The sequence below is a fragment of the Janthinobacterium sp. RA13 genome, from assembly GCF_000745325.1.
GTDB lineage: Bacteria > Pseudomonadota > Gammaproteobacteria > Burkholderiales > Burkholderiaceae_D > Janthinobacterium > Janthinobacterium rivuli.
Map to the genome: position 1 here is coordinate 2,511,978 of NZ_JQNP01000001.1, position 23,328 is coordinate 2,535,305.

Sequence of the window (23,328 nt, forward strand, 5' to 3'; positions counted from 1 at the left end):
TTCACGCACCCCCTCCAGCAGCAGCCTGTCGGCCGGCATAGCCTCGTCGCAGGTCGTGGCGCGCGCTAGCGATCTGCACCAAGGCGGCGTCATACTTCTTGCCCTTGGCAGCGGCCGCCGCCTGCGCCGCATCGCCGCGCTCTTACGCCGCCAAGGTTGCCTTGGCCATACCATCGATGGCGCGGTTTTGCTCGCCGATTGACGCTCGCAATATGGCGCTTCCGCTCTGTTCTTTCGCCAGCGCCGCGCGCGCGGCATCCCGGTCGCTGGCGACCAGCCACCAGCCGGTGCCGGTGGAGCTGGCCACCAGCTTGGCCGTGCTGATATCGGCGGCCAGGCCCTGCACGTGAGCACTATTACCGGCCCCGCCCACAGCTTTTCAGTGCCGGCGAGCGGTACCCGCTGGGAATGGCGATGGGCGCACCGACCAGCGCGCGCACATACTCGAGCAGCGCGGCCAGGCGCGTGAGGTTGGCGACGACGGCCGCCGCCGGCCGCCGCCGGCGTATTGTCGATGCCTTTGCGAGTGGCCACCTGCGAGGCGACCAGCTCGGCCAGGCTGAAATGTGGGTTCAGGCTCACAGGCCACCCCTCACATCCTTGACGACGGCGGCCGCGTCGCGCGCCAGCTCACCGATGTCCTTGTCGCGGCGCTTGTCGAACCAGCGCACTGTGGCGTCCAACAAACACCAGGCAGGCAAGCCGGCGGCCACCATCAGCGGCGCGGCAATGAACAGGAAGCCCAGCGCCGGGTCGCTGCCGTACAGCACGGCGACGGCGCGCGCTGTCGAACAGGCCCGGCATCCAGTTGCGCACGACCACCACCAGGGCCGGGCCCATCAGGGCCGAAAACAAAATAGTGACGAAGAAGCGTACGCCCGCTTCCTTGCCAGTTTTTGGCCACATGAACATGAATCTCAGTGAGGTTACGACAGCGCCGGCAAGAACCGGGATGCCAAAAATTTTTATCAGTGCGCCGCCGGCTGCGGTCGTTTCGATGGCCATGTAATGCCTTTCAGGTGGTAGAAATGAAAAAACCCGCCGAAGCGGGTTTGTGGTGGGATGCTGATTTGCTACACGACCTTGACCATCACATAGGCCCTGCCGTCGGGTTCAATCTAAATCACGCGGCCAACCGCGCGAAAGTACTGCTTCATGCTGAGGTCATCCTCGTGCACGGGAATGCCCTTGATGCCGGCGCCGTCCTGCACGTTGACCGGCACGCGGCCTGCGATGGCGATGCGGTCCACCTTCTGGCGCTCGACTTCCAGCGCCGCGTCGAAGGCGGCCATGGCCTCGGCGTCCTGCAGCACGGCGATGCTGTGGGCGGCCAGCGCGGCAGTGTAGGCGGCCTGCTTTGCGGCCCACGCGTCATCGGTGTCGCCGGGTTCGGCAACCATCTCCTCAAATTCCGGTGGGTCAGTGTGGGGAATTGCCTGCTGCGCAACTAAGAACACCTAACAAAACCTCTGAATATATCGCCAGCAGATGAGTATGCAGGCAAGCGAGAGGAATGCTTGGTGGATATCGGTTCGGCGCTCGTAGCGGATACGCAACCGGCGGAAACGGTGGAGCCAACCGAGTGTGCGTTCGACCACCCAGCGCCATTTACCCAGGCGTTCGCGCGACTCGATGCCGTAGCGGGCTATACGTGGAGCGATGCCACGGCTGCGCAACCAGGCCCGATGGGCACGCGAAGCATATGCCTTGTCGGCGTGCAGTTTGGCCGGACGTTTGCGTGGCCGGCCCGCTAGCCCGGATACGGATGGGACAGTTTCGAGCAGCGGGATCAGCATCCGGGAATCATGTACCTGAGCCCCCGATATGCTCGCCACCAGAGGCAGTCCGCGTTGGTCGACGAGCAGATGGTGCTTGCATCCGAGCTTGCCGCGGTCGGTGGGATTGGGGCCGGTATGCTGTCCGCCGAGGGGGGGATGGCACGCTGGCCGAGTCGACACTGGCGCGTTCCCATTGAATCTGATCGTATTCCCGCAAGTGGTGCAGCATGGCTTCGTGGATGCGTTCCCACACACCAGCCTGTTGCCATGCATGCAGGCGCCGCCAGCAACTCATGCCGCTGCCACAGCCCAATTCACGAGGAAGATATTCCCAGGGCAAGCCTGTCTTGAGGACGAACAGGATACCGGTCAAGGCGGCGCGGTCGTCAATGCGAGGGCGTCCTCCCTTTGGGGAAGGATGATGTACTGGCAGTAAAGGCTGGATCAGCGCCCACAGGTCATCAGGAAGAAGTGCTTTGGCCATGTGATCGGCTCCCAAAAACGATGTCAAGTGAGTTTGACCAGCTTCGGGGCCGTTTGTTTCTATGGGTGAGGTTTTGTTAGGCGTTCTAAGTCTTCGCGACGAACGGGCTGAGCTGGGGCCGCGCCTGTGGGGATGGCTGCAGCCCGGCATCGACGGCCCAGGAAGCACCGCCCACGAACGACGGCGCCATCGATTTGATCGAGAACATAACGGCATCGGCCCACTTGTCGGTGACTTTATTGTCGGCGTTGATACCGACTATTTGGCCAGGTGCGACTACACCACACCCTTCACGCTTAAAAATGTACTCTGCATAGTCGTTGCCGCCGGTATTTACCGTTCCTGCCGCAGACAGCCCTACACGCAGGACGGTTTTGCCATCAACTGATGACTGATGATAATCATGAAGATGCGTAAGCGCCTCGTCATACGCGCGCTGCGCCGCCGCATTGGCTTTCGCCTAGCAGCTCTCACAGGTGCTGCGTTGCACGCGCGCGCCGGCGATCTGGAAGCGATAGTGGTAATTCTTGGCCTTGCCGGTCCGGAATAGGTGGAAGCTCATGCAGCAACCCGCCCGCGATACGATTCCCATTCGAAAATCACCCAATGGCCGCCCTCGCACAGTCGGTCAAAGCTGCGATCGCCCAGGAACGCCTTCAAGCCACTATTACCCTGATTGGTCAGCAGGATGGTCGGCATCAGCGCCCGGTACCGCTTGTCGATGATGTCGAACAGGTTCAGGCGATACCGCGAGGGGTAATGTGAATCCGTAGAACTGTAGGGGTAATTGTAGGGGTAAAAAACTCCAGAAAAGAAAAAGGCCACTCCGAAGAGTGGCCTAATTCCTTGAATCTAATGGTCGGGGCGAGAAGATTCGAACTTCCGACCCCATGCACCCCATGCTCGATGATACTTAGCCGGAACCCGCATGGATGCTACATATAGGGGGTGAGTCGTATAATATACAGTACTTTTCGATGGGTACTCAAACCCGCATGTTTCGGCGTTCTGTCTTCGAAAATTATACATTTTCGCACCTATTTTTTCGCCACTTCCGGCCTCACGAATCCCATGTTCACTTCCGGAAAAATCCGTTGAAGCGGTGTAATGCGAATAGTTAGTTTTCATGCGATTTTCACAGAGAATATGAAAACCGTACCTACACAACTACCTACACTCAGACATCGATACAAGATATCTTGCGTACCCGTCCCAAAACGCAATGGCACCACGCTGGAATATACATGGGTGCAATAGCAGCAGGGCGCCATCGATCAATACGCTGGCCAACTTTCGGCAATGCTCAAACGGAAGAAGCGTAATCGCGCAAGCAGCGACACACGCTAAAGAAAATCCATGGGCACCTAAAAGAATTGGGGTTCCAGGGATCTTACGACAGGGTTACAGCGTTCGCGAGGACATGGAGGGAGGGTCAGATCGACCGGATCAATTCCGCTCGCAAACCAACATTATTTACCCTTGGATTGGGAGTCTGCTTTTTCCCGTCCCAACAAGACACCGAGAGTAAACACAATACCGCCAGCAAACCACATTAAAACGAAGATTGCAACTCGTCCCATCCAACCTATAAAGCCAGTCGCTACACCGTCAGCAGACAGCGCCATAAGCACGGCAAGTATGCCCGATGACACCGTTGCAAATTTGCTTGCGTTGCAGTCATTTAAGACTTTCATTTTAGTAAGCAGGAACCCCAAAACAAACCCTATAACACCAACGATGAGAAGCCAGCCAGCCCCGAACTCTTCGTATCCATCTCGCATATCCCCCCCTGTGATCGTTTGCGCACCGAATTGATCCACTCCGTTTGCCCCTCCCGCCATTGTCTGGCGAACGCCGCGACGTGGACGCGAGGATCAGGTCCGCCATTCAGACACGGGCTGATGCGTTGGAGATCCTGGAAGCGGGCTCCCCATTATGCGACACCAGAAAGCAGTATCAGGCAAGCGTGCTACATCGTAGTGGCTGCCCCATGATGGAACCTTCGATGGCAGTTGGGACAAAGTGCAACAGTGTTCTCTATCGAATCATCACCACCGGCAGCTAGCCGCACCTTATGATGAACTTCCAGGTATGGTGTACCATCTTTGGCGCGCATGAAAGGCGCTTCAGCCAGACATGATTCGCATCGTCCACCAGCTCGTAGTAACCTTTCGGCGACAACATCCGGATTTCTGACAAAGACTGTTGACTGAACAACGATTGAAGTGGGTTTCCTTCCTGCATTTGCGAGACGTCGCAATCGATCTCTTGACGAACCACGCAAAGATCGTTCGACAGCAACGGCGAACTCAGCTTCAACCTCAACAATAGTCTTGGGTCTTTGCATAAGCGCATCGAAATAATTAGCGACCTCTCGCATTAAGTGCATCCGGGTCTTGTAGTGATTTTCATAGTACGCTATATGACCTCGCAGAGCAGTAATGGCATTTACCTTACAATGCTCATCATTCTCTGCGAAAATCTGCTCCATGAAGTAACGCATCGCTGACGCACTCATAGCCCGATAAAACACCCTACCTTCTAACAAGCACTTGTAGTCAACTATGAAATCATTTGCCGTGGTGTCGTTTAGGCCGTGTTCCGAAGAAAGAACTTTCCCTCCATAAGTCGCCTTCATATGACCATCAAACACTTTTTTTGCTACTTGGTAAGCTGCTGACACCTGTTCCTCAGTAATCTTCATCATTTCCCTCCCGATATACCGAGCTGTAATGACCTGAGATATAAGTGAAACTCAGTAGGCCATCTCTAATATTCTGCGATAGGCAACGAACACGCACTTACTTTTTTAACAAAACCCAATCTGCGCTTCATTTTGCCTTTGCTCTGGGCGGAAGTGGATCAGCTACAGCCACCAGGCGTTCTGCTGGATATTGCTGGAACAAATCCGCTTCACTCACAAGTGAGCCATCGAGCCAGCCTTGATACTGGCCCGGGTCGAGGATCATCACCATCCGCTTTTCATCATCCGGTTTGTGGAAACGCTGCATGAGCGGGTATCCATCGGCGTTTATCGTCAGCATCGAGAACGACAGCAGCAAGTCTTGCGGCCGGAATTCCCATATCCCGGCAATGGCGGCCGGCATACCATCGGCGCGCTCGATGCGCCAGCGCACCGGCTTTCCAGTCTCGTAGCAGGGTTCAAAGAAGTTATCGGCAGGGATAATGCAGAACTGTTTGCGTTTCCAGGCATTGCGGAAGGACGGCTTCTGCGCCACGGTTTCGGTACGGGCGTTGTAGGTCTGACGCGCCAGCTTCATATCGGCCCAATGCGGCACCATCCCGAAACATGCCGGCGCGACTTCCAGGTCACCGGGCACGTCGTGCGAGGCGCGAATAATCGGCGCCATGTAGCCAGGCCACGCTTCCGGCGGCAGGTCAAATTGAGGGGAGCGGACAGCAAAATGCTGTTCGATTTGATCGCTACGGCTGGGGGTATAGTCGGCGCACATGCAAATTATTCTACCTGCCTTCCGGCATTGGCGGCGGTTCCGTCCCGACAAAACACAGCCAGGACTGCGCATAGTCGCAAAATTGCATACCTACTTTGCTGCGCTCAAACCCTGACAACACCATGCGCCCATCCCGATACCAGAGCAAATTCACATCGAACAGTGTGTCAACGTAACTCCCACTCCCTTCGTGAGTGAAGCGGGCCAGCTTCACCAAACGGTGCAAGCCTTGATCTGTGGTTTCAACGACTTCCAACTTGCCGGGCTGTGCCGAATTGTAGCGATCATGTAACCGTCGCTTGGGCACCTCCACGCCAGAAAGGCGCATCTTTAACATTTTAACAATCATCGTGACACCTGAATAAAATACTGTATGTACATACAGTATATCAAGAGTTCTTGAGGTCGCAATATCCGACAATGATGCAGAGGCATGAAGATGAATGATGCTCAGAATATGGACACCAATCCATGGGCTAGAACCGCGCCAGGGCGCGGCGCAGCGCGAAAACAACACCGTTCCCACGTTGCAACACCACCCGCACAAAAAAGCGCTTAAAGTGCGTCAAAATGCGTCAAATCGCACGCCCCCTCTTCGCCCCGCCGCGCCAGTCCTCATGCGCCTTCGGCCATGGCGCAAATTTGAGTCAAAAGAGCCCTATATAGCGGGCAGGTGTGGAGGGGGGACAACTGCGCGCGCCGGGCCGAAACGGGCCCTTTTCTTGCTCCAAGAGCAACATCATTCGTCGGGATGTGAAAAAGCCGCCTCGTGGGCGGCTTGTGCGGTGGCTGGGGCGCTCCGGCGCGGCTGGGCTGTCGCGGCCCCGCCCTACCGGCTATCGCGGCGTGGCGGTCATCCTGCGCGGCCGGCGCGTGTCCTCGCCGCCTGTTCCTTGTCGTAGTCGTCGCGGCAGTCCACATCGCAGAACAACCGCGCGGGCGCCAGCGCCTCGTCGCAGTAGTGGCAGCAGCCGTGCGCCACCAGGGCGGGCCGGCCACGCACGGCGGCCAGGCCGCGCGCCACTTCTGCGAAGATGATCTTGTCCGTGTTGTCGATATGGTCGCTCATTGCGCGCCCTCCCCGCCCGTGGCCAGGTCATACGGGGCGAAGCGCACCACTTCCACGCCAGCCCACTCGTTGATCGCCATGAACTGCGCCTGCAGGGGCACCAGTTCATTGCGGGCGAAGACGCGCGCGGCAGGCTCGACGGCGCCGAAGCCGCCGGCATTGTTTGGCAGGATGCCCATCAGTTGGGGAGGCACGCGGTGCGCGGCCAGCTGGTCGTCGCGCGTCACGCTCTTGATGTTGAAAAACTCGTCCTTGGCGGCCACGTCCGACACGGGCAAGATCTGGATGCCGTCCTTCTTGCCATTGGGCGCGTACATGAACAGGTTGCGGAAGTTGCCCGGCCCCTTGCTGTCGCGCATGGCCTGGCGCAGGTTGTCCACGTCCTGCGTGTTCGCCGCGGCGTCCGTCATGTAAAACACGAAACCGGCGTGTGAGCCATTCTTGTAATACTTGCGGCGGAACAGGGTAGCCGCCTCGTTGAGCCAGGCCGATTGCAGGGCGCTCAGGTACTGCGGCACGCCGTACAGCTCCTGGTTCACGTCCGGTTCCATCAGGTGGAACACGCGGCCCTTGTCGAATTCATGCACGGCCTGGTAGCCGTTCACGAAAAAGTAGGTATCCAGATCGACGCCGCGTCGCATGTATTTGGCCAGGGCATGCTGGTACGCCAGCGCCTTGCCGCTGCGGCTGGGTCGGTCTTCCAGGTAGGCATTGCCGAACGTCAGGAAGTCCAGGGCCATGCGTTTGAAGGCGTCGCGCGACAAATACTTGCTGGGAATCAGGGTAGACGCCAGGACGTTGGCCTTGAAGTGGATGGCGCTGCTGTGGTGCACGCCGGCATTGAAGGACTTGGCCAGGCCCGCCAGGTTGACGGGCGGCTCATACCAATGCCCGTTCTTCCAGCATTCGAAACAGTCGAGAATGTCGGCGTGCTCGAGCACGGGCGTGGGGTCGCCGAAGGAAAACGCCTCGATGCCGGCGGCGGCCGGCGCCGTGGACGTGGCCGCTGTTGATGGTGCGCCCTGGGCCTGCTGGCCGTGCGCGCGCAAGTGTCGTGCTTTGCTCAAGAATAAATCTCCATGAAAGATTGGTGGTTGTCGGTGGTGCCTTCGAATGGCTCATGATCGAGGGCGTGCATGCAGGCCCACGCCAGATCGGCGTGACCGGTTTCATCGCTGCGGCCGGCGACATAGGTCACGTGCCGCCCACTGGGGGTGAGGGTTTTGTGGATGGCCATGAAGGACTGCGCGATGTCGTTCCAGCCGGCGTCAAACTCCAGCCGCCCCTTGCTGATGATGTTTTTGGCCTTCAAGACCATGCGGGTTTTGACTTCGGGCGAGTAGTTCAGGGCCGTCACAGCGGGGAAGAAGCCGCGCACGATCGGCAGCACGCCGATACCCATGCCCGTGGTATCGATGCCGATATATTCGACGTTGTAACGCTGGGTCATCTGACGGATGGAGTCGGCGTGATCCTCAAAGCTCTGCCCGCGCCACTGGTGGCGCTCCAGGATGCGGAACTTGCCGCCGGCCGTCATGGGCGGCGCCAGCACGACGCAGCCGGCGCTGTCGCCGTTCAAGGCCGGGTCATAGCCGATCCACACGGGCCGGTTGCCGAACGGGCGCAGGCCCAGCAAAGGCTTGTAGTCGTCCCATTCGACCCAGGAATCGACCATGCAGCGCTGCATCTCGGCCAGCGGGAACACCGAGGCCGAGTCGTCGATAAAGTTGCACATCAGCAGGTTGTCGAACTGGTCGGGGCTGTATTCGAAGTTGCGCAGCTCATCGATGTCGAACAGGTTGCAGCCGCCGCGCTCGGCGTCCAGGATGGTGACGATCTGGCGCCAGATCTTGTCCTCGCCCGTGAAGCCCGACGACAGGCGCCCATGACTCACATCGATATTCACCTGGTCGGCCTTGGCGCGGCGCTTGTTGAACAGCTCACCCGTCCAGAAGGGGTAAGCCTGGTGCGTGGTCGAGGATGGCGTTGAAAAATACGTCTTGCGCCATTTCTTGTGAATGGCCATGCCCGAGGCCACCTTGTTCAGCTCCTGGAAGTTCTGTGTCCAAAAGAATTCATCGAAGTAGAAATTACCGTGGTAGCCCTGTGCCGTGCGCGCATTGGTGCCCAGGAAATACAGATGGGCGCCGTTCGGCAGCACGATGGGATCGCCCGTCAGCTCGATGCCGGCCGCCTCGCGCGCGAATTGCACGATGTATTGCTTGAAGACGTGCGCCTGCGACTTCGATGCGGACAGGAAAATCTGGTTCCGCCCGGTTTCCATGGCGTCGGCCAGCGCCTCGCGCGCGAAGTACCAGGTGGCGCCGATCTGGCGGGACTTGAGGATGGCGCGCGTGCGCTGATCGCCGTTGCGATACCAAACTTTCTGGTAATCGAACAGCGAGTCTTGGAAGGCGTCAAGCAGCTGAATGCGCTGCTCGTCGCTGAAGTCGTTGCGCGTCGGCTTTTTCTTCGGCCCCGCATTGCGGTTCGCCAGCTTGGGGTTGAGATCGACCTCGTTGCCGCCCGGCTGCTCGTAGCGGCGCACGCGCGCCATCTGCACGATGGTGCGCGCCAGCAGATCGATTTCCTTGTAATCGCTGCCGCTCTTGACCTCCTTTTCGATCAATTTCACCAGGCGCAGCTCGGCCGACGCCTCGACGTGCTCGATGGCCTGCGCCTTGTCCCATTCGTCACGCTCTTTCCAGCTATTGATGGTGCTGCGCTTGATCCCCAGGTGGCGGGCGATGGACGAAATACGCCAGCCCTTCCAATACAGGGCGCGCGCGGCACGGCGCGGCTCGGATTCGGGCACGGCCAGTTCGGCGATTTTCTCGTCGGGGGTTTGTTCGCTTATTTTCTCGATTGTCAGCATGCCGCCAGCGTAGGCCGCGCGCGCGCGGAGCGGGGAAAGGCAAAAGTCGCTATGGCCCATAGCAACCCGCACCGCATTGAATCGCAGCGCCAAGACGTTGACCATGGCGTTATCCGATCAACCGAGACACGCCACCATGCCTAAATCCCAATTCTTCCGCGTCGCCACCGAAGGCGCCACCACCGACGGCCGCAACATCGACCGCGCCACCATCGAGCAGATCGCCGCCACCTACAACCCGAAGACCTACGGCGCGCGCATCTGGCTCGAACACATTCGCGGCATCCTGCCCGACAGCCAATTCAAGGCCTACGGCGACGTGATCGCCGTGAAAGCCGAGGAAGTCGACACGGACAGCGGCAAGAAACTGGCCCTGTTCGCGCAGATCGAACCCACGCCGGAACTGGTGGCCATCAACAAGGCGAAACAAAAGCTGTACACCAGCCTGGAAATTCAGCCCGACTTTGCCGACTCGTCGCAGCCCTACCTGGTCGGCCTGGGTGTCACCGACAGCCCCGCCAGCCTGGGCACCGATGCCCTGAAATTCTCCGCCAGCCGCAAGCAGCAAAGCGCCAACCTGTTCACGTCCGCCATCGAGGTGACGCTGGAATTTGACGAGCCGCAGGGCATCAAGCTGGCCGACGCCGTGAAAAACCTGCTGTCGCGCTTCTCCAATAAATCCGGCACCGACGCGGCGCAGTTCGCCGACATCAACGAAGCCGTGCAGGCGCTGGCCGGCCACGTCGTCACCGCCAACGACAACTACGCCGACACCCTCAAGCGCCTCGATGCCGCGGAAAAGGCGCAGAAAGCGACCGAGGACGAACTGGCCGCCTTCAAGGCGCAGATGGACGAGGCGCCCGGCAACGGCCCGCGCCGCCCGGCCGCCACCGGCAACGACGGCGCCGTGCAGACCGAGTTTTAAGCGCCCGCGCCCTTTCTTTCCCCCATTCAACAACGGAGCAATGATTCATGAAAAAGCAAACGCGCCAGGTATTTTCCCAATATGAAACCCGCCTGGGCCAACTGAACGACACGGACAACGTGGCCAAGACCTTCAGCGTCACGCCCAGCGTGCAGCAGAAGCTGGAAAACAAGATGCAGGAATCGAGCGAGTTCCTGTCGAAAGTGAACATCATCGGCGTGGGCGAGCAGGAAGGCGAAAAGCTGGGTCTGGGCGTCTCCGGCCCGATTGCCAGCCGCACCAACACCAAGGATAAGGAACGCGAAACGCGCGACCTGTCCACCATGGACAGCACGAAGTACCGCTGCGAGCAAACGAACTTCGACACGCATTTGAGCTATGCCAAGCTGGACGCCTGGGCCAAGTTTCAGGACTTTCAATCGCGCGTCGCCAATGCCATCCTGACGCGCCAGGCGTTAGATCGCATCGTCATCGGCTTCAATGGCGTGAAAGTGATGGCCACCACCGACCTGGCCGCCAATCCGCTGCTGCAAGACGTCAATAAAGGCTGGCTGCAACACCTGCGCGAGCAGGCGCCCGAGCGCGTGCTGGGCCTGGTGGCCGCTGGCATGCCGGGCAAGGTCATCATCGGCGACGTGGACGGCGCCGACTATGCCAACCTGGACGCGGCCGTGACGGACGCCGTCAACCTGCTGGATCCGTGGTATCAGGAAGACACCAATCTGGTGGCCATCGTCGGGCGCAAGCTGCTGAATGACAAATATTTCCCGCTGGTGAACACCAAGCAGGCGCCCACGGAAACGCTGGCGGCCGACATCATCATCAGCCAAAAACGCATCGGCGGCTTGCCGGCGGCGCGCGTGCCCTACTTCCCGGACAACGCGATCCTGATTACGCGCTTCGACAATCTGTCGATCTACTTCCAGGACGGCGCGCGCCGCCGCCGCGTGTTCGACGAACCCAAGCGCGACCGCATCGAAAATTACGAGTCGTCCAATGACGCCTACGTGATCGAAGACCTGGGCCTGGCCGCGCTGGTGGAAAACATCGAGCTGAAAGACAAATAATGGCCACCCAATCCCCTGCCCTGCGCCACCGCGCGCGCATGCTGGCCGAGCGCACGGCCGGCGCCGCCGCGCCGCAGGGTGTGACCACCGGGACAGCCTACGAAATGATGCTCTACAAGCTGGCCGACGACAGGCGCCGCCTGAAAGCCATCCAGTCGGTCGAGCGCAAGATCGAGGTCAAGGCCACCTTGCTGCCGGATTACGCGCAATGGATCGACGGCGTGCTGGCCGGCGGCAAGGGCGCGCAGGATGACGTGTTCGCCACCCTGCTGGTGTGGCACATCGACACGGGCGAGTACGACCGTGCCCTGGTCATGGCCGAATACGCCTTGGCGCACAAATTCACCCTGCCCGACACCTACAGCCGCGACATCGCCACCCTGATGCTGGACGAATTTGCCGAGGGCTTCCTGCACGGCAAGCTGGCCAGCGATCCGCAGCACGCGGCCCAGGTGCTGGGCACCGTCGAACAGTTGACGGCCGCCAGCGACGCGCCCGACCAGGCGCGCGCCAAGCTGCACAAGGCCATCGGCCTGGCCATGATCGCCGTGCTGGATCAGGCCGACGATACCGACATCGCCCCGGAACTGGTGGCACAGGCGGAAACGGCCATGGCCCAGTTGAAGCGTGCCCGCGCTTTATCCGAGTCGTGCGGTGTCAAGAAAGATATGGAACGGCTGGAGCGGCGCATCAAGCGCGCGGCCGGTACCACGTAAAGAGCATCCCCCGCAGCACGGCGGCACGGGGGGATTCTGGCTAATCCATTTGCCTGATGAACCCCGTCCACCGCCCCATTTTGAAAGCGCCCCGTATGTCCTTCATGGCCCTGCCCCCGTCCATCCCGCCCGGCACCGCCCCGGCGCCCCCAGCACCGGCCGCCGGCATCATCGAGAACGACGGCTGGTTTCCCGACGTCAATCTGGCCGAGATGCGCGACGCCATGCGCCTCGATGGCACCGTCACCGACGCACGCCTGGTGCAAGCCGTGGTCGATGCCATTTTGCAGGTCAACCGCGAACTGGCCGACTGGCAGGGCAAGCAGGCCGCCGCAGGTATCGCCGCCCTGGTCGACGTGCCGGCCACGCGCATCAACCGCGAATCCCGCCTGTTGGCGCAGTACCGGCGCGCCGTCTACAGCACGGCGAAAGCCGACCTGATCGAGCGTTACCGCGACTACGACAGCACGGCCACGTCCGTCAGCGACAAGAAAAGCATGGAATGGTTCGACGAGGCGCCAGGCGCGCAGCGGCGCAATGCGCAATGGGCCATCGCCGATATGGTCGGGCGCACGCATCTCACCGTGGAATTGATCTGATGCAGGTGCGCACGCAGCAGCACGACACGGTAGACGCCCTGGTGTGGCGCTACCTGGGCGACGGCGCGGGATACGTCGAGCAAACCCTGGAAATGAATCCCGCGCTGGCGCGCCACGGCGCCGTGCTGCCGGCCGGCCTGGTCGTCACCCTGCCCGAGCCGTCCCCCAGCACGGGCCAGGTGGCTGCAGCCGATCTTATGCAGCTATGGGATTAACGCAGCAATCCACCTTTTTACCCTCATGAAAAATCTCTCACCCCTCACCTCGGAGTATCAAGCAATGTCCGCAGAATCGTTTGGTGGTTTCGCCACCCTGGTCAAACTGTACGGCTTCAAGGCGGCGCTGGGCATGGTCGGCGCCGCCATGCTGTACATCGTGCTGCCGCCCTTGAATAGCGACGGCACCTTCAACAAGGGCGAGTTTGTCGCCCGCCTGGCCTGCGCCGGCGTCTTCTCGTGCCTGCTGGGCGGCACCGTGTACCAGCTGCTGTGCGCCCAGCTCCCCGCCATCGGCGCCATGGTCAACGCTTCCGCCATCGACCTGATCGTGGGCGCACCCGGCTGGTGGGTATCGCGCGCCGTGGCCCTGTGGTTCCAGCGCCGTAGCGACAAGGACATCGCCGAGCTGGTCAAAGACGCGAAGGAACACTGATGGCCACCACCGACAACCCACTGATCGCGCGCACCATCGACGCCATCCTGCGCGCCGAAGGCGGCTACGTGAACGACCCGCAAGACAAGGGCGGCGAAACCAATTACGGCATCACCGTGGCCGTGGCGCGCGCCAACGGCTATCAAGGCCCGATGCGCGAGCTGCCCGTGGCCGTGGCGCGCGCCATCTATACGGCGCGTTACATCACGGAACCGAAGTTCGATCAGGTGCTGGCCCTGCATGCTGGCATCGGCGCCGAAGTGATCGACACGGGCGTCAACATGGGGCCGCACCGCGCGGCCGAGTTCCTGCAGCGCTGGCTGAACGGTTTCAACGACACGGGCGCACGCTATCCCGCCCTGTTCGTCGACGGCCGCCTGGGCACGCAGTCGCTGGGCGCGCTGGCCGCTTTCCTGAAATGGCGCGGCCAGGATGGCGCCGCCGTGCTGCTGCGCGCCTTAAACGGTCTGCAGGCGGCGCGTTACCTGGAAATCACCGAGGCCAACAAGACCCAGCGCCGTTTTCTGTTCGGCTGGATCAAGGAACGGGTGGCCATGTGACCACGACCGCCTGGCGCCCGCTGGTTGCCTGCCTGCTGTGTGGCGCCCTGGCGGGCTGGACGGCGCAGGGCTGGCGCAAGGATGCCTGCATCGCCGAACTGCAGCGGGAGACGGCCACAAACGAGGCCACCGCCGCCACCGCACTGGCCCAGGCCACCGCCCGCGTGCTGACGCTGGAGCGCGCGGCCGGTGCCGCCCTGGCGCAGCGCGCCGACCACCTCACCCAGGAGCAAACCCATGCGAAAACTGAACGCGACCGTTTCAATGCTGACGTGCGCAGCGGCGCTGTGCGCCTGTCAATCCCCGTCGCCAGCGGCCAGTGCGCCGCAACTGCAAATTCCACCGCTGCCGCAAGCGATCAGCACCAAGCGCGCGCCGAACTTGACCCGGCGACTGCGGCAGCTCTTGACGCCATTGCCGGCGACGGCGACGACGCCACCCGCCAGCTGAACGCCTGCATTGACGCCTACAACTTAGTACGAGACACCTACCATGTACAAACCGAATAGCCTGCGCCAGCACCTGGCCGCCGCCATCCCCGACCTGCAACGCGATCCCGACCGCCTGCTAGTCTTCGCAGATGAAGGGAACGTGGTGGCCACCGCCACCGCCTCGCTGTCCTTCGAATACCGCTTCAAGCTCAACCTGATCGTCACCGACTACGCGGGCGATGCCGACGCCATCATAGTAGCCCTGATCGCCTGGTTGAAAGTCCACCAGCTCGACCTAATGGCCAACGAGGAAACCCGCAAGCACGGCATCGCGTTCGAGGTGGACTTCAACAATCATGAAACAGTCGATATTTCGATCAAGCTGGACCTGACCGAGCGTGTGACCGTCAAGACCGGCGAAGCGGGCCGACTGGACATCAAGCACCTGGCCGAGATACAGCATATGCCGGCCTACGCGGACGAGTTCTGGAAGCTGTATGACGGCGAGACCCTGCTGGCCGAATGGCGTACGCCCGAGGCGACGCCATGAGCGGCGACCTGCACGCGCTGGAAGCCTGGGCCGGCGCCCTGCTGGCCAAGCTGCAGCCAGCCCAGCGCCGCGCCATCAATCACAAGGTGGCCATCGACCTGCGCCGCAGCCAGGCGCAGCGCATCAAGGCGCAGCAGGGGCCGGATGGCGCCGCCTATCCCGCGCGCAAGCGGCGCAAGGAATTCAAGGGGAAGAATGGACGGATCAAACGACAAAAGGCGGCCATGTTCGCCAAGATTCGTACCGCCAAGCACCTGAAAGTAAAGGCGACTGGCGACCAGATCGAGGTCGGTTTCTTTGGATGGGTGGCGCGCGTGGCGCATGTGCATCAGTTTGGCCGGCAAGACCAAGTTTCAAAAAATGGGCACGTGTACAAATACCCAGAGCGGCCGCTGCTCGGCTTGAGTGAGCCGGATCAGACATTGATACGCGAATCCTTGCTGCGGCACATTCAGCCATAGAACTGAAAAATAAAAATTACTGACATCGGCTTTTAAATCCGGTAGAGTCACACTAAATTAATCGATGCAATATTTTCACCTATTCTTCGAACATGCAAAAATAAGCAATAATAAATAACTTATTTAATTTAATTTACATACATATACAGTACAACACCACCATTAATTTCACCCACCAAAAACTCAAAGAAATTATCAAAAAAGGAAAAGACATGCCATTAAAAAAAGCTGACGCCTATCTAGCAGCAATCTGCATCTTAATATTGAGCCCAATAGCTGGAATGTTTCTTTACAAAACCGAAATTTACGATGTACTCACCTACTTCTCTTTTACTCTAGCGTCGTGGGGAGCAATATATGCTGGAAGGGGAGTTTTCAACCTATTAGAAAAAGAAGCCATCGCCCCTCAAGAAACAGACTCACCCAATGAAATGGATGTTCAGAGAAATTTCTGGACTGGCCTGATGTTCATTATATTAGCTGCTATAGCATTAATGCCGACCATGTTTCGAAAAAACACTGAATTCATATACTACAGCATAGTTTCCTCTTTAGTTATAACGATAGTTGCATATCTCTACTGTGGCATAAAAAATTATGTAGGCGACAGTAAAATGCCCTTCCTTAGAGCAATATCTTGGATCATTATGCCTACAATTGGTTTATTTTTGCTCCTTTTAATTTACAAGATTCACAACTAACATAAATTCTCGCCATCCAACTACGCCATCATTTATCAAATTGGTTAAACCGAAATAAATACCTAACAATACTGTGGTCGTTAATCCCTATAACAACCCGCCCCCGCGTGCATCCGCACGCGGACTTCGGCAACATGCACTGCATGAACGCCGACCTGTCCGACCTCCTCCGCTTGCTGCAAAACCTGATCCGCCTGGGCACCATTGCCGAGGTCAAAGGGGCCAAGGCGCGCGTGCGGCTGGGGCCGACACTCACCACCGAATGGCTGAACTGGGCCACGCCGCGCGCCGGCAGCACGCGCACTTGGTCGGTGCCCACGGTCGGCGAACAGGTGATTGTCCTTTCCCCCGGCGGCGACCTGACGCGCGGCATCATCTTGCCAGCGCTGTACTCGCAGGAATTTGACGCGCCCGAGTCCAGCCCCACCGTCCACACCACGCACTACCCCGATGGCGCCGTGGTGCAGTACGACCACGCCGCCCACGCACTGACGGCCACGCTGCCCGGCGGCACGGCCACCATCACCGCCGACAAGGTGACATCGAACGCACCGAGCACCATTTGCACGGGCGACCTGACCGTCATGAAAAACTTGATCGTCATGCAAATGGCCACCGTCAACGGCGCCACCACCCTGAACGGCGGCGTGAACGCCAAGGCCGGCGCCGCTGGCGGCGTGGCCATGGCCGTGCAAGGGACGATCAAAGCCAGCGACGACGTGCTGGCCGGCGCCATCAGCCTGGCCAAGCATCCGCACGGTGGCGTCAAACAAGGTGACGACCAGTCAGAAGGGCCATTGCCATGATGGGCATGCACGCCGCCACCGGGCGCAGCCTGACGGGCCTGGGCCACCTGCGCCAGTCGGTTACCGACATTCTCACCACGCCGATGGGTTCACGCATCCGGCGCCGCCGCTATGGTTCCGAAGTGCCCGAGCTGATCGACCAGCCCCTGAACAGCGCGACGCAGTTGCGCATCTACGCGGCCACCGCCTTTGCCCTGCGCCGCTGGGAGCCGCGTTTGCAGCTCGCCAACGTGCAGCTCACGCGCGATACGGACGGCGCCATCGCCCTGCTGCTCGATGGCACGGCGAATGGCCAGGGCATCACCTTGTCCGTGCCCGTCAAGCAAGGGGGCGCTTTATGAGCACGCCCATCGACCTGACCCAATTGCCGGCACCGAGCGTGGTCGAGGTGCTGGACTTCGAAGCCATCCTCGCCACCCGCAAAGCCCACCTGGTGAGCCTGCTGCCGGAAGCCGAGCGCGCGGCTGTCACGGCCCTGCTGGAGCTGGAATCGGAACCGGCCACCAAGCTGCTGGAAGAAAACGCGTATCAGGAAACCATCCTGCGCAACCGCGTCAACGAGGCGGGCAAGGCCGTCATGCTGGCGTTTGCCCTGGACGGCGACCTGGACCAGCTGGGCGCCAACGTCAACGTGGCGCGCCTGGTCATCACGCCGGCCAATCCCAACGCCCTGCCGCCCGTGGCCGCCGTCATGGAAGACAACGACGCCTACCGCCTGCGCATCCAGGAAGCGCCGGACGGCCTGTCCGTGGCCGGCCCGAAAGCGTCGTATGAATTCCACGCCCGCAGCAGCGACGGCCGCGTCAAGGACGCAAGCGCCACCAGCCCTTCGCCAGCGCACGTCATCGTCACGGTGCTGGCCAACAACGACACAGGCATCGCCGACGCCGCGCTGCTGGCCACCGTGGCGCGCGCACTCAACGCCGAGGACGTGCGCCCCTTGGGCGACCGCCTGACGGTACAAGCCGCCCAGGTCATCGACTACCAGATCGAGGCCACCTTGTTTATCGGCGTCGGCCCGGAAGTGCCGATTCTGCTGGACGCCGCGCACGCCAACGCCGTGCGCGTGTCGCAGCCGCGCCGCCCGCTGGGGCACAGCATCTATCGTTCCGCCTGCAGCGCCGCCGTGCACGTCGAGGGCGTGCGCAAGGTCGTCTTGACCAGCCCGGCGGCGGATATTGAACTGAACGCCACCCAGGCCGCGCGCTGCACCGCCATCAAGTTGAATGTGGTGGTACTCGATGAATAAGACCGTGCCGACCCTGCCGTCCAACACCACGGCGCTGGAGCGCGCCATTGCCGTGGCCTGCGCCGAGCTGGTCAACGTGCCCGTGCCGCTGCGCGACCTGTGGAATGCCGACCGCTGCCCGGTCAACTTACTGCCGTTCCTGGCCTGGGCCTGTTCCGTGGACCGCTGGGACGACGCCTGGCCCGAATCGACCAAGCGCGGCGCGATCAAGGCGGCCTATTTCATCCACAAGCACAAGGGCACGATTGCCGCCGTGCGCCGCGTGGTCGAGTCCCTGGGCTACCTGATTCGCATCACCGAATGGTGGCAGACCACGCCGCCGGGCGTGCCGGGCACCTTCCGCCTCGATGTCGGCGTGCTGGATACGGGCATCACGGATGCCATGTTTCAGGAAATGGAACGCCTGATTGCCGACGCCAAGCCCGTCAGTCGCCACATGACGGGCCTGGCCATTTATCTGGAAAGTCGCGGCAGCATCTACGCGGGCGCTTGCGCCTACTACGGCGACGCCATGACCGTGTATCCCTGGATCGCGGAAACCATCGAAGTGCGCGGCACGCTGTTGCAGGCCGGCGCATCCCATACCATCGACACCTTGACCATCTATCCATGAGCACATACTTTGCCATCCTGACCGAAGTGGGCGAGGCCAAGCTGGCCAACGCCATCGCCCTGGGTCAAACCCTGAAACTGAAAAACCTCGCCGTAGGCGACGGCAACGGCAATCTGCCCATGCCCGTGCGCACGCAAAAGGCGCTGGTGCGCGAGGTGCGCCGCGCCGGCCTGAACCAGCTGACCATCGACCCGACCAACACCAGCCAGATCATCGTCGAGCAGGTGCTGCCCGAGGACGTGGGCGGCTGGTGGATACGCGAAATCGGCATCTACGACGAGGCCGGCGACTTGTGCGCCGTGGCCAACTGCCCGCCCAGCTACAAGCCATTGATGGCCGAGGGTAGCGGGCGCACGCAAGTGGTGCGCATCGTGCTGATCGTCGCCAGCACGGCTGCCATCGAGCTGAAAATCGACCCGTCTGTCATCCTGGCCACCCGTAAATATGTCGATGACCAGGACATTACCGTGCGCGCCTACAGCGACGCACAACTGGCCAAGCATCTGGCGGCTGCCGACCCGCACCCGCTCCTGGCCAAACTCTCCTACGTCGATCAACAAGACGGCAAAGTCGCCATTTACGCCGATCAGCAACTGGCCAAGCACCAAGCTGCCGCCGACCCGCACCCGCTACTGGCCAAGGTCGCCTATGTCGATCAACAAGACAGAAATGTCACTGCCGACGCGGCACAACGTCTGGCCGGACACATGGCCGCTGCCGATCCGCACCCGCTCTTGGCAAAGGTCGCCTATGTCGATCAGCAAGACACCAGCGCACGCGCCTATGGCGACCAGCAACTGGCCAAGCACCAGGCGGCTGCCGACCCGCACCCTCTCCTGGCCAAGGTCGCCTACGTCGATCAACAGGACACCAGCGCACGCGCCTATGGCGATCAGCAACTGGCCAAGCACCAGGCTGCCGCCGACCCGCATCCGCAATACAGCATGAAGGAAGTAGCAACGCTGCCAAAATTTGACGCGTCTAAAAAGCTGGCCAATGCTGAGTTTGTGCAGCAGGAATTGGGGAACCTTTCAGGTATTTCGGCTTTTCCTAATTCGCGCGCGCTGGTCGCCGCCGATTTTGGCAAGGCTTTCTATTTCAGCAACGGCTCCGTATTGGCGACCCTGCCTCGCCCCGACAGTCTCGGCACCGGTCAGATCATCGGCCGCAAGGTCACCTTCTTTGGCTTCAACAAGATCGATGGCACCGTCGTCCCGGCCGCCAATGCCTTTCTTCGCTATGACGTTGCAAACATCACATCAATACTCGTGAAGTTCGGCCAGTCAGTATCGTTGGTCGCTATCGCGGCGGATACATGGCAAGTCATCGATTCAACTGCAGAGCTGTGGCGCAACGCTGATTTTGCTGGCGAGCTTGGCGTATTAAGAAATTGGCGGCGCCTTCCGAATGGCGATATCGAACAATGGGGAACCATCTCCGGGTCCGCCAGCATGGCCCCGTTCACCCCGAACCTGACGTTTCCCATCGCCTTCCCGAATGCCTGCCGATCCATATCGGTGCAGTGCATGAATGAACTGTCGTCGGCTGGTTTCAGCGGTCGCACGACAGACAAAACACTCTCACGCACCGGCGCGTGGGTTTCCAACTCCAACGGCGTGACTGCCGTTCCCGACGTTCTCAGCTGGCGCGCGATTGGCAACTGAACATGACGTCTATTATCGAAAACGAGTCCACCATGTACTTTTCAAACACCACGCGCGGCTTCTATCCAGAGCAAATGCGTGCCGACTACGATGCCGCAGGCACCTGGCCAGATGATGCCGTTGAGGTATCGCCGGAAGACGAAGCGCGCCTGCGCGACGCCATCGCCGCGTGCGCCTCCATCCGCCAGACCGCTGGCGGAAAGTGGAAAATCACCGCCGCCCCGCCGGCACCGTTTGCCGTGCTGGCAGCGCCCTACCTGGCCAGCCTGCGCCAGACGCGCGACGCCATCCTGAACCGCCTGGCCGGCATCGGCTTTGCCGCCATGGCCGACGGCGACGCCGGCACCGTGCAAGCCATTTCCACGGCGCGCGCCTGGCTGCTCGACATCACCATCTGCCCGATGGTTGCCGCAGCGCAGGACATCGAGGCGCTGCAAGCAGCCGTCAACGCCGAATACGCGCGCATCGCGGCCACCCTGTCCGGCGAGGCGCGGCGTGCCTTCGATGACACCGCAGGCACGGCATCCACCCAGTAACGCCCATTCACCACCTACCAGGAGAGCCACATGGCCACCGACTACCACCATGGCGTGCGCGTCATTGAAATCAACGAGGGTTCGCGCCCGATCCGCACCGTTTCCACGGCCGTGCTGGGCCTGATCGCCACGGCTGGCGACGCCGACCCGACCGCGTTTCCGCTCGACACGCCCGTGCTCGTTACCAACGTGCTGGCCGCCATGGGCAAGGCCGGCAAGACGGGCACCTTGTACCGCAGCTTGGCGGCGATTGCCGAGCAGACCAAACCGCTGACCGTCGTGGTGCGCGTGGCCGAAGGCGAAACGGAAGCGGAAACCACCAGCAATGCCGTGGGCGGCGTGTCGCCCGATGGCAAATACCTGGGCGCCAAGGCACTGCTTGCGGCGCAAAGCAAGCTGGGCGTGAAACCCCGCATCCTGGGCGCGCCGGGGCTGGACACCCAGGCCGTCACCAATGCCCTGGCCGGCGTGGCACAGCGCCTGCGCGCCTTCGTGTATGCCTCGGCCTATGGCTGCGCCACCGTCACGGCGGCCACCGCCTATCGCGGCCAGTTCGGCCAGCGCGAAGTGATGATGATCTGGCCGGATTTTGTGAACTGGGATACCGCCACCGACGAAGAGGCCAGCATTTCGGCCGTGGCCTACGCCATGGGCCTGCGCGCCAAGATCGACGAGGAAACGGGCTGGCACAAGACTTTGTCGAATGTGGTCGTCAACGGCCCGACCGGCATCACCAAGGACGTGTTTTTCGACTTGCAAGACCCGGCCACCGACGCCGGTGTGCTCAACGCCAAGGAAGTCACCACCCTGATTAATATGGGCGGTTACCGCTTTTGGGGTTCGCGTACCTGCGAGGAACCGGGCGGCTTCTTCTACTTTGAGAGCTACACGCGCACGGCCCAGGTGCTGGCCGATACCATCGCCGAGGCGCATTTCGCCTATGTCGACGTGCCCTTGCATCCGTCCCTGGTGCGCGATCTGCTGGAAAGCATCAACGCCAAGTTCCGCGACTTGAAATTGCAGGGCTACATCATCGACGGCCACGCCTGGTATGACGAGCAATACAACGACAAGACGGCGCTGAAAGACGGCAAGCTGGCCATCGACTACGACTACACGCCCGTGCCGCCGCTGGAAAACCTGAAATTCCAGCAGCGCATTACCGACCGCTACCTGGCCGACTTCGCCTCACGCATCGCCGCCTAACCGTTCAATCACCACCCTGCCCGCGCCTGCGCGGGCGCATTGAAATACTGGAGAAATTATGGGCCTGCCCCGCAAACTGAAAAACTTCAACCTGTTCCAGAACGGCGTGTCCTTCATGGGCATGGTGCCCGAAGTCACCTTGCCCAAACTCAGCCGCAAGATGGAAGAGTACCGCGCCGGCGGCATGAGCGGCCCCGTGTCCGTCGACTTCGGCAATGAGGCGCTGTCGCTGGAATGGAGCGGCGGCGGCCTGATCGCCGAAGCCCTGAAACAGTACGGCGCCCACGCGCACGGCGCCGTGCAACTGCGCTTTGCCGGCGCCTACCAGGAAGACGATGACGGCACGGTTGCCGCCGTCGAGGTCGTCGTGCGCGGCCGTTACAAGGAAATCGATATGGGCGGCGCCAAGATGGGCGACGACACCACCCACAAATACACCATGGCGTGCAGCTATTACAAGCTGATGATCGACGGCGCCACCGTCATCGAGCTGGACTTCATGAGCGGCACCGAGAACTTCGGTGGCGGCGACACCAATGCGGCCATCCGCCAGGCCATCGGCCTGTAACCATTTTTATTCACTACCCACACACAAGGACAACACCATGAACACCGAAAACAACAACCAAGCCGTCATCGAGCTGGACGAACCAATCAAGCGCGGCGACACCTTCATCAACTCGCTGACCGTGCGCAAGCCCAAGGCGGGCGCCCTGCGCGGCATTTCCCTGATCGAGCTGGCCAACCTGAACGTGTCGGCCCTGCAGATCGTGCTGCCGCGCATCACCGAGCCGACCTTGACGGCGCACGACATCGCCAATATGGACCCGGCCGACCTGCTGGCCGTGGGCGTCGAGGTTGCCGGTTTTTTGGCGAACAAAGCCGATCGCCTTTCGGTATCCCCGGCGAAGTAG

The 23,328-nt window shown here is 60.9% G+C and carries 33 protein-coding genes; 21 read left to right on the forward strand and 12 right to left on the reverse strand.

The features are described from left to right. Window positions 1-142: 142 nt before the first annotated feature. From FG13_RS30440 to FG13_RS29415, 4 genes are all read right to left on the reverse strand, one after another. A complete protein-coding gene (locus tag FG13_RS30440) occupies window positions 143-346 on the reverse strand; it encodes a hypothetical protein (protein WP_051958909.1) in 204 nt (67 codons plus the stop codon). A 232-nt stretch (window positions 347-578) separates the two neighbouring features. Continuing rightward, the gene (locus tag FG13_RS30920) at window positions 579-770 is read right to left on the reverse strand and encodes a hypothetical protein (protein WP_235211716.1); all 192 of its coding nucleotides are present in this window, start codon (window positions 768-770) and stop codon (window positions 579-581) included. 348 nt (window positions 771-1,118) lie between these two features. After that, entirely contained in the window at window positions 1,119-1,400 is a 282-nt protein-coding gene (locus FG13_RS11040; RefSeq protein ID WP_035820839.1) for a hypothetical protein, read from the reverse strand. 57 nt (window positions 1,401-1,457) lie between these two features. Beyond that, a protein-coding gene (locus FG13_RS29415; protein ID WP_235211717.1) for an IS5 family transposase occupies window positions 1,458-2,262 on the reverse strand; the annotation gives its coding sequence in 2 pieces (ribosomal slippage) (window positions 1,458-1,925 and window positions 1,927-2,262; 804 coding nt in all). A 61-nt stretch (window positions 2,263-2,323) separates the two neighbouring features. Between FG13_RS29415 and FG13_RS30030 the strand changes: the two genes are divergently transcribed. Beyond that, on the forward strand, window positions 2,324-2,650 hold the full coding sequence (locus FG13_RS30030; RefSeq protein WP_152598743.1) for a hypothetical protein: 327 nt from the start codon (window positions 2,324-2,326) through the stop codon (window positions 2,648-2,650). 170 nt (window positions 2,651-2,820) lie between these two features. Here the strand turns inward: FG13_RS30030 and FG13_RS11055 are convergent, their stop codons facing one another. From FG13_RS11055 to FG13_RS11090, 8 genes are all read right to left on the reverse strand, one after another. Continuing rightward, window positions 2,821-2,961: a hypothetical protein gene (locus tag FG13_RS11055; RefSeq protein ID WP_235211718.1), complete on the reverse strand. Its 141-nt coding sequence runs from the start codon at window positions 2,959-2,961 to the stop codon at window positions 2,821-2,823. A gap of 770 nt (window positions 2,962-3,731) precedes the next feature. Further along, window positions 3,732-4,082 (reverse strand): hypothetical protein, encoded by a 351-nt coding sequence (locus tag FG13_RS11060; RefSeq protein WP_152598744.1) that lies wholly within the window; start codon window positions 4,080-4,082, stop codon window positions 3,732-3,734. 149 nt (window positions 4,083-4,231) lie between these two features. Further along, window positions 4,232-4,969 carry an HNH endonuclease gene (locus FG13_RS29420; RefSeq protein ID WP_081922533.1) on the reverse strand — a complete coding sequence of 246 codons (738 nt, stop codon included), beginning with the start codon at window positions 4,967-4,969 and terminating at the stop codon, window positions 4,232-4,234. A 124-nt stretch (window positions 4,970-5,093) separates the two neighbouring features. Continuing rightward, window positions 5,094-5,735, reverse strand: coding sequence for an SOS response-associated peptidase (locus tag FG13_RS11070; protein WP_035820845.1), 642 nt, complete (start codon window positions 5,733-5,735; stop codon window positions 5,094-5,096). A 10-nt stretch (window positions 5,736-5,745) separates the two neighbouring features. Then, window positions 5,746-6,261: a hypothetical protein gene (locus FG13_RS30035; RefSeq protein WP_152598745.1), complete on the reverse strand. Its 516-nt coding sequence runs from the start codon at window positions 6,259-6,261 to the stop codon at window positions 5,746-5,748. Between the two features lie 327 nt (window positions 6,262-6,588). Continuing rightward, window positions 6,589-6,804, reverse strand: a complete 216-nt coding sequence (locus FG13_RS11080) for a hypothetical protein (RefSeq protein ID WP_035820850.1) — start codon at window positions 6,802-6,804, stop codon at window positions 6,589-6,591. Beyond that, the gene (locus FG13_RS11085; RefSeq protein ID WP_035820852.1) at window positions 6,801-7,871 is read right to left on the reverse strand and encodes a phage portal protein; all 1,071 of its coding nucleotides are present in this window, start codon (window positions 7,869-7,871) and stop codon (window positions 6,801-6,803) included. Before FG13_RS11085 ends, FG13_RS11080 begins: the two co-directional genes overlap by 4 nt. Further along, the gene (locus FG13_RS11090) at window positions 7,868-9,679 is read right to left on the reverse strand and encodes a terminase ATPase subunit family protein (protein WP_035827900.1); all 1,812 of its coding nucleotides are present in this window, start codon (window positions 9,677-9,679) and stop codon (window positions 7,868-7,870) included. Before FG13_RS11090 ends, FG13_RS11085 begins: the two co-directional genes overlap by 4 nt. Window positions 9,680-9,815: 136 nt before the next feature. Between FG13_RS11090 and FG13_RS11095 the strand changes: the two genes are divergently transcribed. From FG13_RS11095 to FG13_RS11190, 20 genes are all read left to right on the forward strand, one after another. Further along, window positions 9,816-10,604, forward strand: a complete 789-nt coding sequence (locus FG13_RS11095; protein WP_152598746.1) for a GPO family capsid scaffolding protein — start codon at window positions 9,816-9,818, stop codon at window positions 10,602-10,604. A 47-nt stretch (window positions 10,605-10,651) separates the two neighbouring features. Continuing rightward, window positions 10,652-11,671: a phage major capsid protein, P2 family gene (locus FG13_RS11100; RefSeq protein WP_035820855.1), complete on the forward strand. Its 1,020-nt coding sequence runs from the start codon at window positions 10,652-10,654 to the stop codon at window positions 11,669-11,671. Further along, window positions 11,671-12,387 (forward strand): phage terminase small subunit, encoded by a 717-nt coding sequence (gene gpM / locus FG13_RS11105; RefSeq protein ID WP_035820858.1) that lies wholly within the window; start codon window positions 11,671-11,673, stop codon window positions 12,385-12,387. Before FG13_RS11100 ends, gpM begins: the two co-directional genes overlap by 1 nt. 95 nt (window positions 12,388-12,482) lie before the next feature. Then, window positions 12,483-12,986, forward strand: a complete 504-nt coding sequence (locus FG13_RS11110) for a head completion/stabilization protein (RefSeq protein ID WP_035820861.1) — start codon at window positions 12,483-12,485, stop codon at window positions 12,984-12,986. Then, window positions 12,986-13,201: a tail protein X gene (locus FG13_RS11115; RefSeq protein ID WP_035820863.1), complete on the forward strand. Its 216-nt coding sequence runs from the start codon at window positions 12,986-12,988 to the stop codon at window positions 13,199-13,201. Before FG13_RS11110 ends, FG13_RS11115 begins: the two co-directional genes overlap by 1 nt. Before the next feature lie 64 nt (window positions 13,202-13,265). Next, window positions 13,266-13,637, forward strand: coding sequence for a hypothetical protein (locus FG13_RS11120; protein ID WP_035820867.1), 372 nt, complete (start codon window positions 13,266-13,268; stop codon window positions 13,635-13,637). After that, on the forward strand, window positions 13,637-14,197 hold the full coding sequence (locus FG13_RS11125) for a glycoside hydrolase family 108 protein (protein WP_051958913.1): 561 nt from the start codon (window positions 13,637-13,639) through the stop codon (window positions 14,195-14,197). The genes FG13_RS11120 and FG13_RS11125 overlap by 1 nt, the downstream gene beginning before the upstream one ends. Then, complete coding sequence (locus FG13_RS11130) at window positions 14,194-14,706, forward strand: lysis system i-spanin subunit Rz (protein ID WP_035820869.1); 513 nt, start codon at window positions 14,194-14,196, stop codon at window positions 14,704-14,706. Before FG13_RS11125 ends, FG13_RS11130 begins: the two co-directional genes overlap by 4 nt. Further along, window positions 14,690-15,178 (forward strand): phage tail protein, encoded by a 489-nt coding sequence (locus FG13_RS11135; protein WP_035820873.1) that lies wholly within the window; start codon window positions 14,690-14,692, stop codon window positions 15,176-15,178. The genes FG13_RS11130 and FG13_RS11135 overlap by 17 nt, the downstream gene beginning before the upstream one ends. Continuing rightward, window positions 15,175-15,639, forward strand: coding sequence for a phage virion morphogenesis protein (locus FG13_RS11140; protein ID WP_035820875.1), 465 nt, complete (start codon window positions 15,175-15,177; stop codon window positions 15,637-15,639). The genes FG13_RS11135 and FG13_RS11140 overlap by 4 nt, the downstream gene beginning before the upstream one ends. 212 nt (window positions 15,640-15,851) lie before the next feature. After that, a complete protein-coding gene (locus FG13_RS11145; protein WP_035820877.1) occupies window positions 15,852-16,340 on the forward strand; it encodes a hypothetical protein in 489 nt (162 codons plus the stop codon). A gap of 143 nt (window positions 16,341-16,483) precedes the next feature. Beyond that, window positions 16,484-17,146 (forward strand): phage baseplate assembly protein V, encoded by a 663-nt coding sequence (locus FG13_RS11150; protein WP_035820879.1) that lies wholly within the window; start codon window positions 16,484-16,486, stop codon window positions 17,144-17,146. Further along, window positions 17,143-17,487, forward strand: a complete 345-nt coding sequence (locus FG13_RS11155; RefSeq protein ID WP_035820881.1) for a GPW/gp25 family protein — start codon at window positions 17,143-17,145, stop codon at window positions 17,485-17,487. Before FG13_RS11150 ends, FG13_RS11155 begins: the two co-directional genes overlap by 4 nt. Continuing rightward, a complete protein-coding gene (locus FG13_RS11160; RefSeq protein WP_035820884.1) occupies window positions 17,484-18,395 on the forward strand; it encodes a baseplate assembly protein in 912 nt (303 codons plus the stop codon). The genes FG13_RS11155 and FG13_RS11160 overlap by 4 nt, the downstream gene beginning before the upstream one ends. Continuing rightward, window positions 18,388-19,008: a phage tail protein I gene (locus FG13_RS11165; protein ID WP_200880270.1), complete on the forward strand. Its 621-nt coding sequence runs from the start codon at window positions 18,388-18,390 to the stop codon at window positions 19,006-19,008. Before FG13_RS11160 ends, FG13_RS11165 begins: the two co-directional genes overlap by 8 nt. Then, window positions 19,005-20,672 (forward strand): phage tail protein, encoded by a 1,668-nt coding sequence (locus tag FG13_RS28945; RefSeq protein WP_051958915.1) that lies wholly within the window; start codon window positions 19,005-19,007, stop codon window positions 20,670-20,672. Before FG13_RS11165 ends, FG13_RS28945 begins: the two co-directional genes overlap by 4 nt. A gap of 2 nt (window positions 20,673-20,674) precedes the next feature. Next, window positions 20,675-21,208, forward strand: a complete 534-nt coding sequence (locus tag FG13_RS11175; RefSeq protein WP_035820886.1) for a hypothetical protein — start codon at window positions 20,675-20,677, stop codon at window positions 21,206-21,208. 30 nt (window positions 21,209-21,238) lie between these two features. After that, the gene (locus FG13_RS11180) at window positions 21,239-22,414 is read left to right on the forward strand and encodes a phage tail sheath protein (protein WP_035820888.1); all 1,176 of its coding nucleotides are present in this window, start codon (window positions 21,239-21,241) and stop codon (window positions 22,412-22,414) included. Window positions 22,415-22,472: 58 nt separating this feature from the next. Further along, entirely contained in the window at window positions 22,473-22,982 is a 510-nt protein-coding gene (locus FG13_RS11185; RefSeq protein ID WP_035820891.1) for a phage major tail tube protein, read from the forward strand. 37 nt (window positions 22,983-23,019) lie between these two features. Then, window positions 23,020-23,328 carry a phage tail assembly protein gene (locus tag FG13_RS11190; RefSeq protein WP_035820893.1) on the forward strand — a complete coding sequence of 103 codons (309 nt, stop codon included), beginning with the start codon at window positions 23,020-23,022 and terminating at the stop codon, window positions 23,326-23,328.

Excerpts from the sequence above, each read along its gene's own strand:
- FG13_RS11135 (WP_035820873.1), top strand. The coding sequence starts at position 14,690 with ATGTACAAACCGAATAGCCTGCGCCAGCACCTGGCCGCCGCCATCCCC.
- FG13_RS11055 (WP_235211718.1), bottom strand. The coding sequence starts at position 2,961 with ATGCCGACCATCCTGCTGACCAATCAGGGTAATAGTGGCTTGAAGGCG.
- FG13_RS11160 (WP_035820884.1), top strand. The coding sequence starts at position 17,484 with ATGAGCACGCCCATCGACCTGACCCAATTGCCGGCACCGAGCGTGGTC.
- FG13_RS11125 (WP_051958913.1), top strand. The coding sequence starts at position 13,637 with ATGGCCACCACCGACAACCCACTGATCGCGCGCACCATCGACGCCATC.
- FG13_RS11100 (WP_035820855.1), top strand. The coding sequence starts at position 10,652 with ATGAAAAAGCAAACGCGCCAGGTATTTTCCCAATATGAAACCCGCCTG.
- FG13_RS29420 (WP_081922533.1), bottom strand. The coding sequence starts at position 4,969 with ATGATGAAGATTACTGAGGAACAGGTGTCAGCAGCTTACCAAGTAGCA.
- FG13_RS11080 (WP_035820850.1), bottom strand. The coding sequence starts at position 6,804 with ATGAGCGACCATATCGACAACACGGACAAGATCATCTTCGCAGAAGTG.
- FG13_RS11150 (WP_035820879.1), top strand. The coding sequence starts at position 16,484 with ATGAACGCCGACCTGTCCGACCTCCTCCGCTTGCTGCAAAACCTGATC.
- FG13_RS11180 (WP_035820888.1), top strand. The coding sequence starts at position 21,239 with ATGGCCACCGACTACCACCATGGCGTGCGCGTCATTGAAATCAACGAG.
- FG13_RS11190 (WP_035820893.1), top strand. The coding sequence starts at position 23,020 with ATGAACACCGAAAACAACAACCAAGCCGTCATCGAGCTGGACGAACCA.
- FG13_RS11110 (WP_035820861.1), top strand. The coding sequence starts at position 12,483 with ATGTCCTTCATGGCCCTGCCCCCGTCCATCCCGCCCGGCACCGCCCCG.
- FG13_RS11120 (WP_035820867.1), top strand. The coding sequence starts at position 13,266 with ATGTCCGCAGAATCGTTTGGTGGTTTCGCCACCCTGGTCAAACTGTAC.
- FG13_RS11175 (WP_035820886.1), top strand. The coding sequence starts at position 20,675 with ATGACGTCTATTATCGAAAACGAGTCCACCATGTACTTTTCAAACACC.
- FG13_RS11090 (WP_035827900.1), bottom strand. The coding sequence starts at position 9,679 with ATGCTGACAATCGAGAAAATAAGCGAACAAACCCCCGACGAGAAAATC.
- FG13_RS30030 (WP_152598743.1), top strand. The coding sequence starts at position 2,324 with ATGGGTGAGGTTTTGTTAGGCGTTCTAAGTCTTCGCGACGAACGGGCT.
- FG13_RS11040 (WP_035820839.1), bottom strand. The coding sequence starts at position 1,400 with ATGGTTGCCGAACCCGGCGACACCGATGACGCGTGGGCCGCAAAGCAG.
- FG13_RS11155 (WP_035820881.1), top strand. The coding sequence starts at position 17,143 with ATGATGGGCATGCACGCCGCCACCGGGCGCAGCCTGACGGGCCTGGGC.
- gpM (WP_035820858.1), top strand. The coding sequence starts at position 11,671 with ATGGCCACCCAATCCCCTGCCCTGCGCCACCGCGCGCGCATGCTGGCC.
- FG13_RS11145 (WP_035820877.1), top strand. The coding sequence starts at position 15,852 with ATGCCATTAAAAAAAGCTGACGCCTATCTAGCAGCAATCTGCATCTTA.
- FG13_RS11070 (WP_035820845.1), bottom strand. The coding sequence starts at position 5,735 with ATGTGCGCCGACTATACCCCCAGCCGTAGCGATCAAATCGAACAGCAT.
- FG13_RS11140 (WP_035820875.1), top strand. The coding sequence starts at position 15,175 with ATGAGCGGCGACCTGCACGCGCTGGAAGCCTGGGCCGGCGCCCTGCTG.
- FG13_RS11185 (WP_035820891.1), top strand. The coding sequence starts at position 22,473 with ATGGGCCTGCCCCGCAAACTGAAAAACTTCAACCTGTTCCAGAACGGC.
- FG13_RS11165 (WP_200880270.1), top strand. The coding sequence starts at position 18,388 with ATGAATAAGACCGTGCCGACCCTGCCGTCCAACACCACGGCGCTGGAG.
- FG13_RS11095 (WP_152598746.1), top strand. The coding sequence starts at position 9,816 with ATGCCTAAATCCCAATTCTTCCGCGTCGCCACCGAAGGCGCCACCACC.
- FG13_RS28945 (WP_051958915.1), top strand. The coding sequence starts at position 19,005 with ATGAGCACATACTTTGCCATCCTGACCGAAGTGGGCGAGGCCAAGCTG.
- FG13_RS11115 (WP_035820863.1), top strand. The coding sequence starts at position 12,986 with ATGCAGGTGCGCACGCAGCAGCACGACACGGTAGACGCCCTGGTGTGG.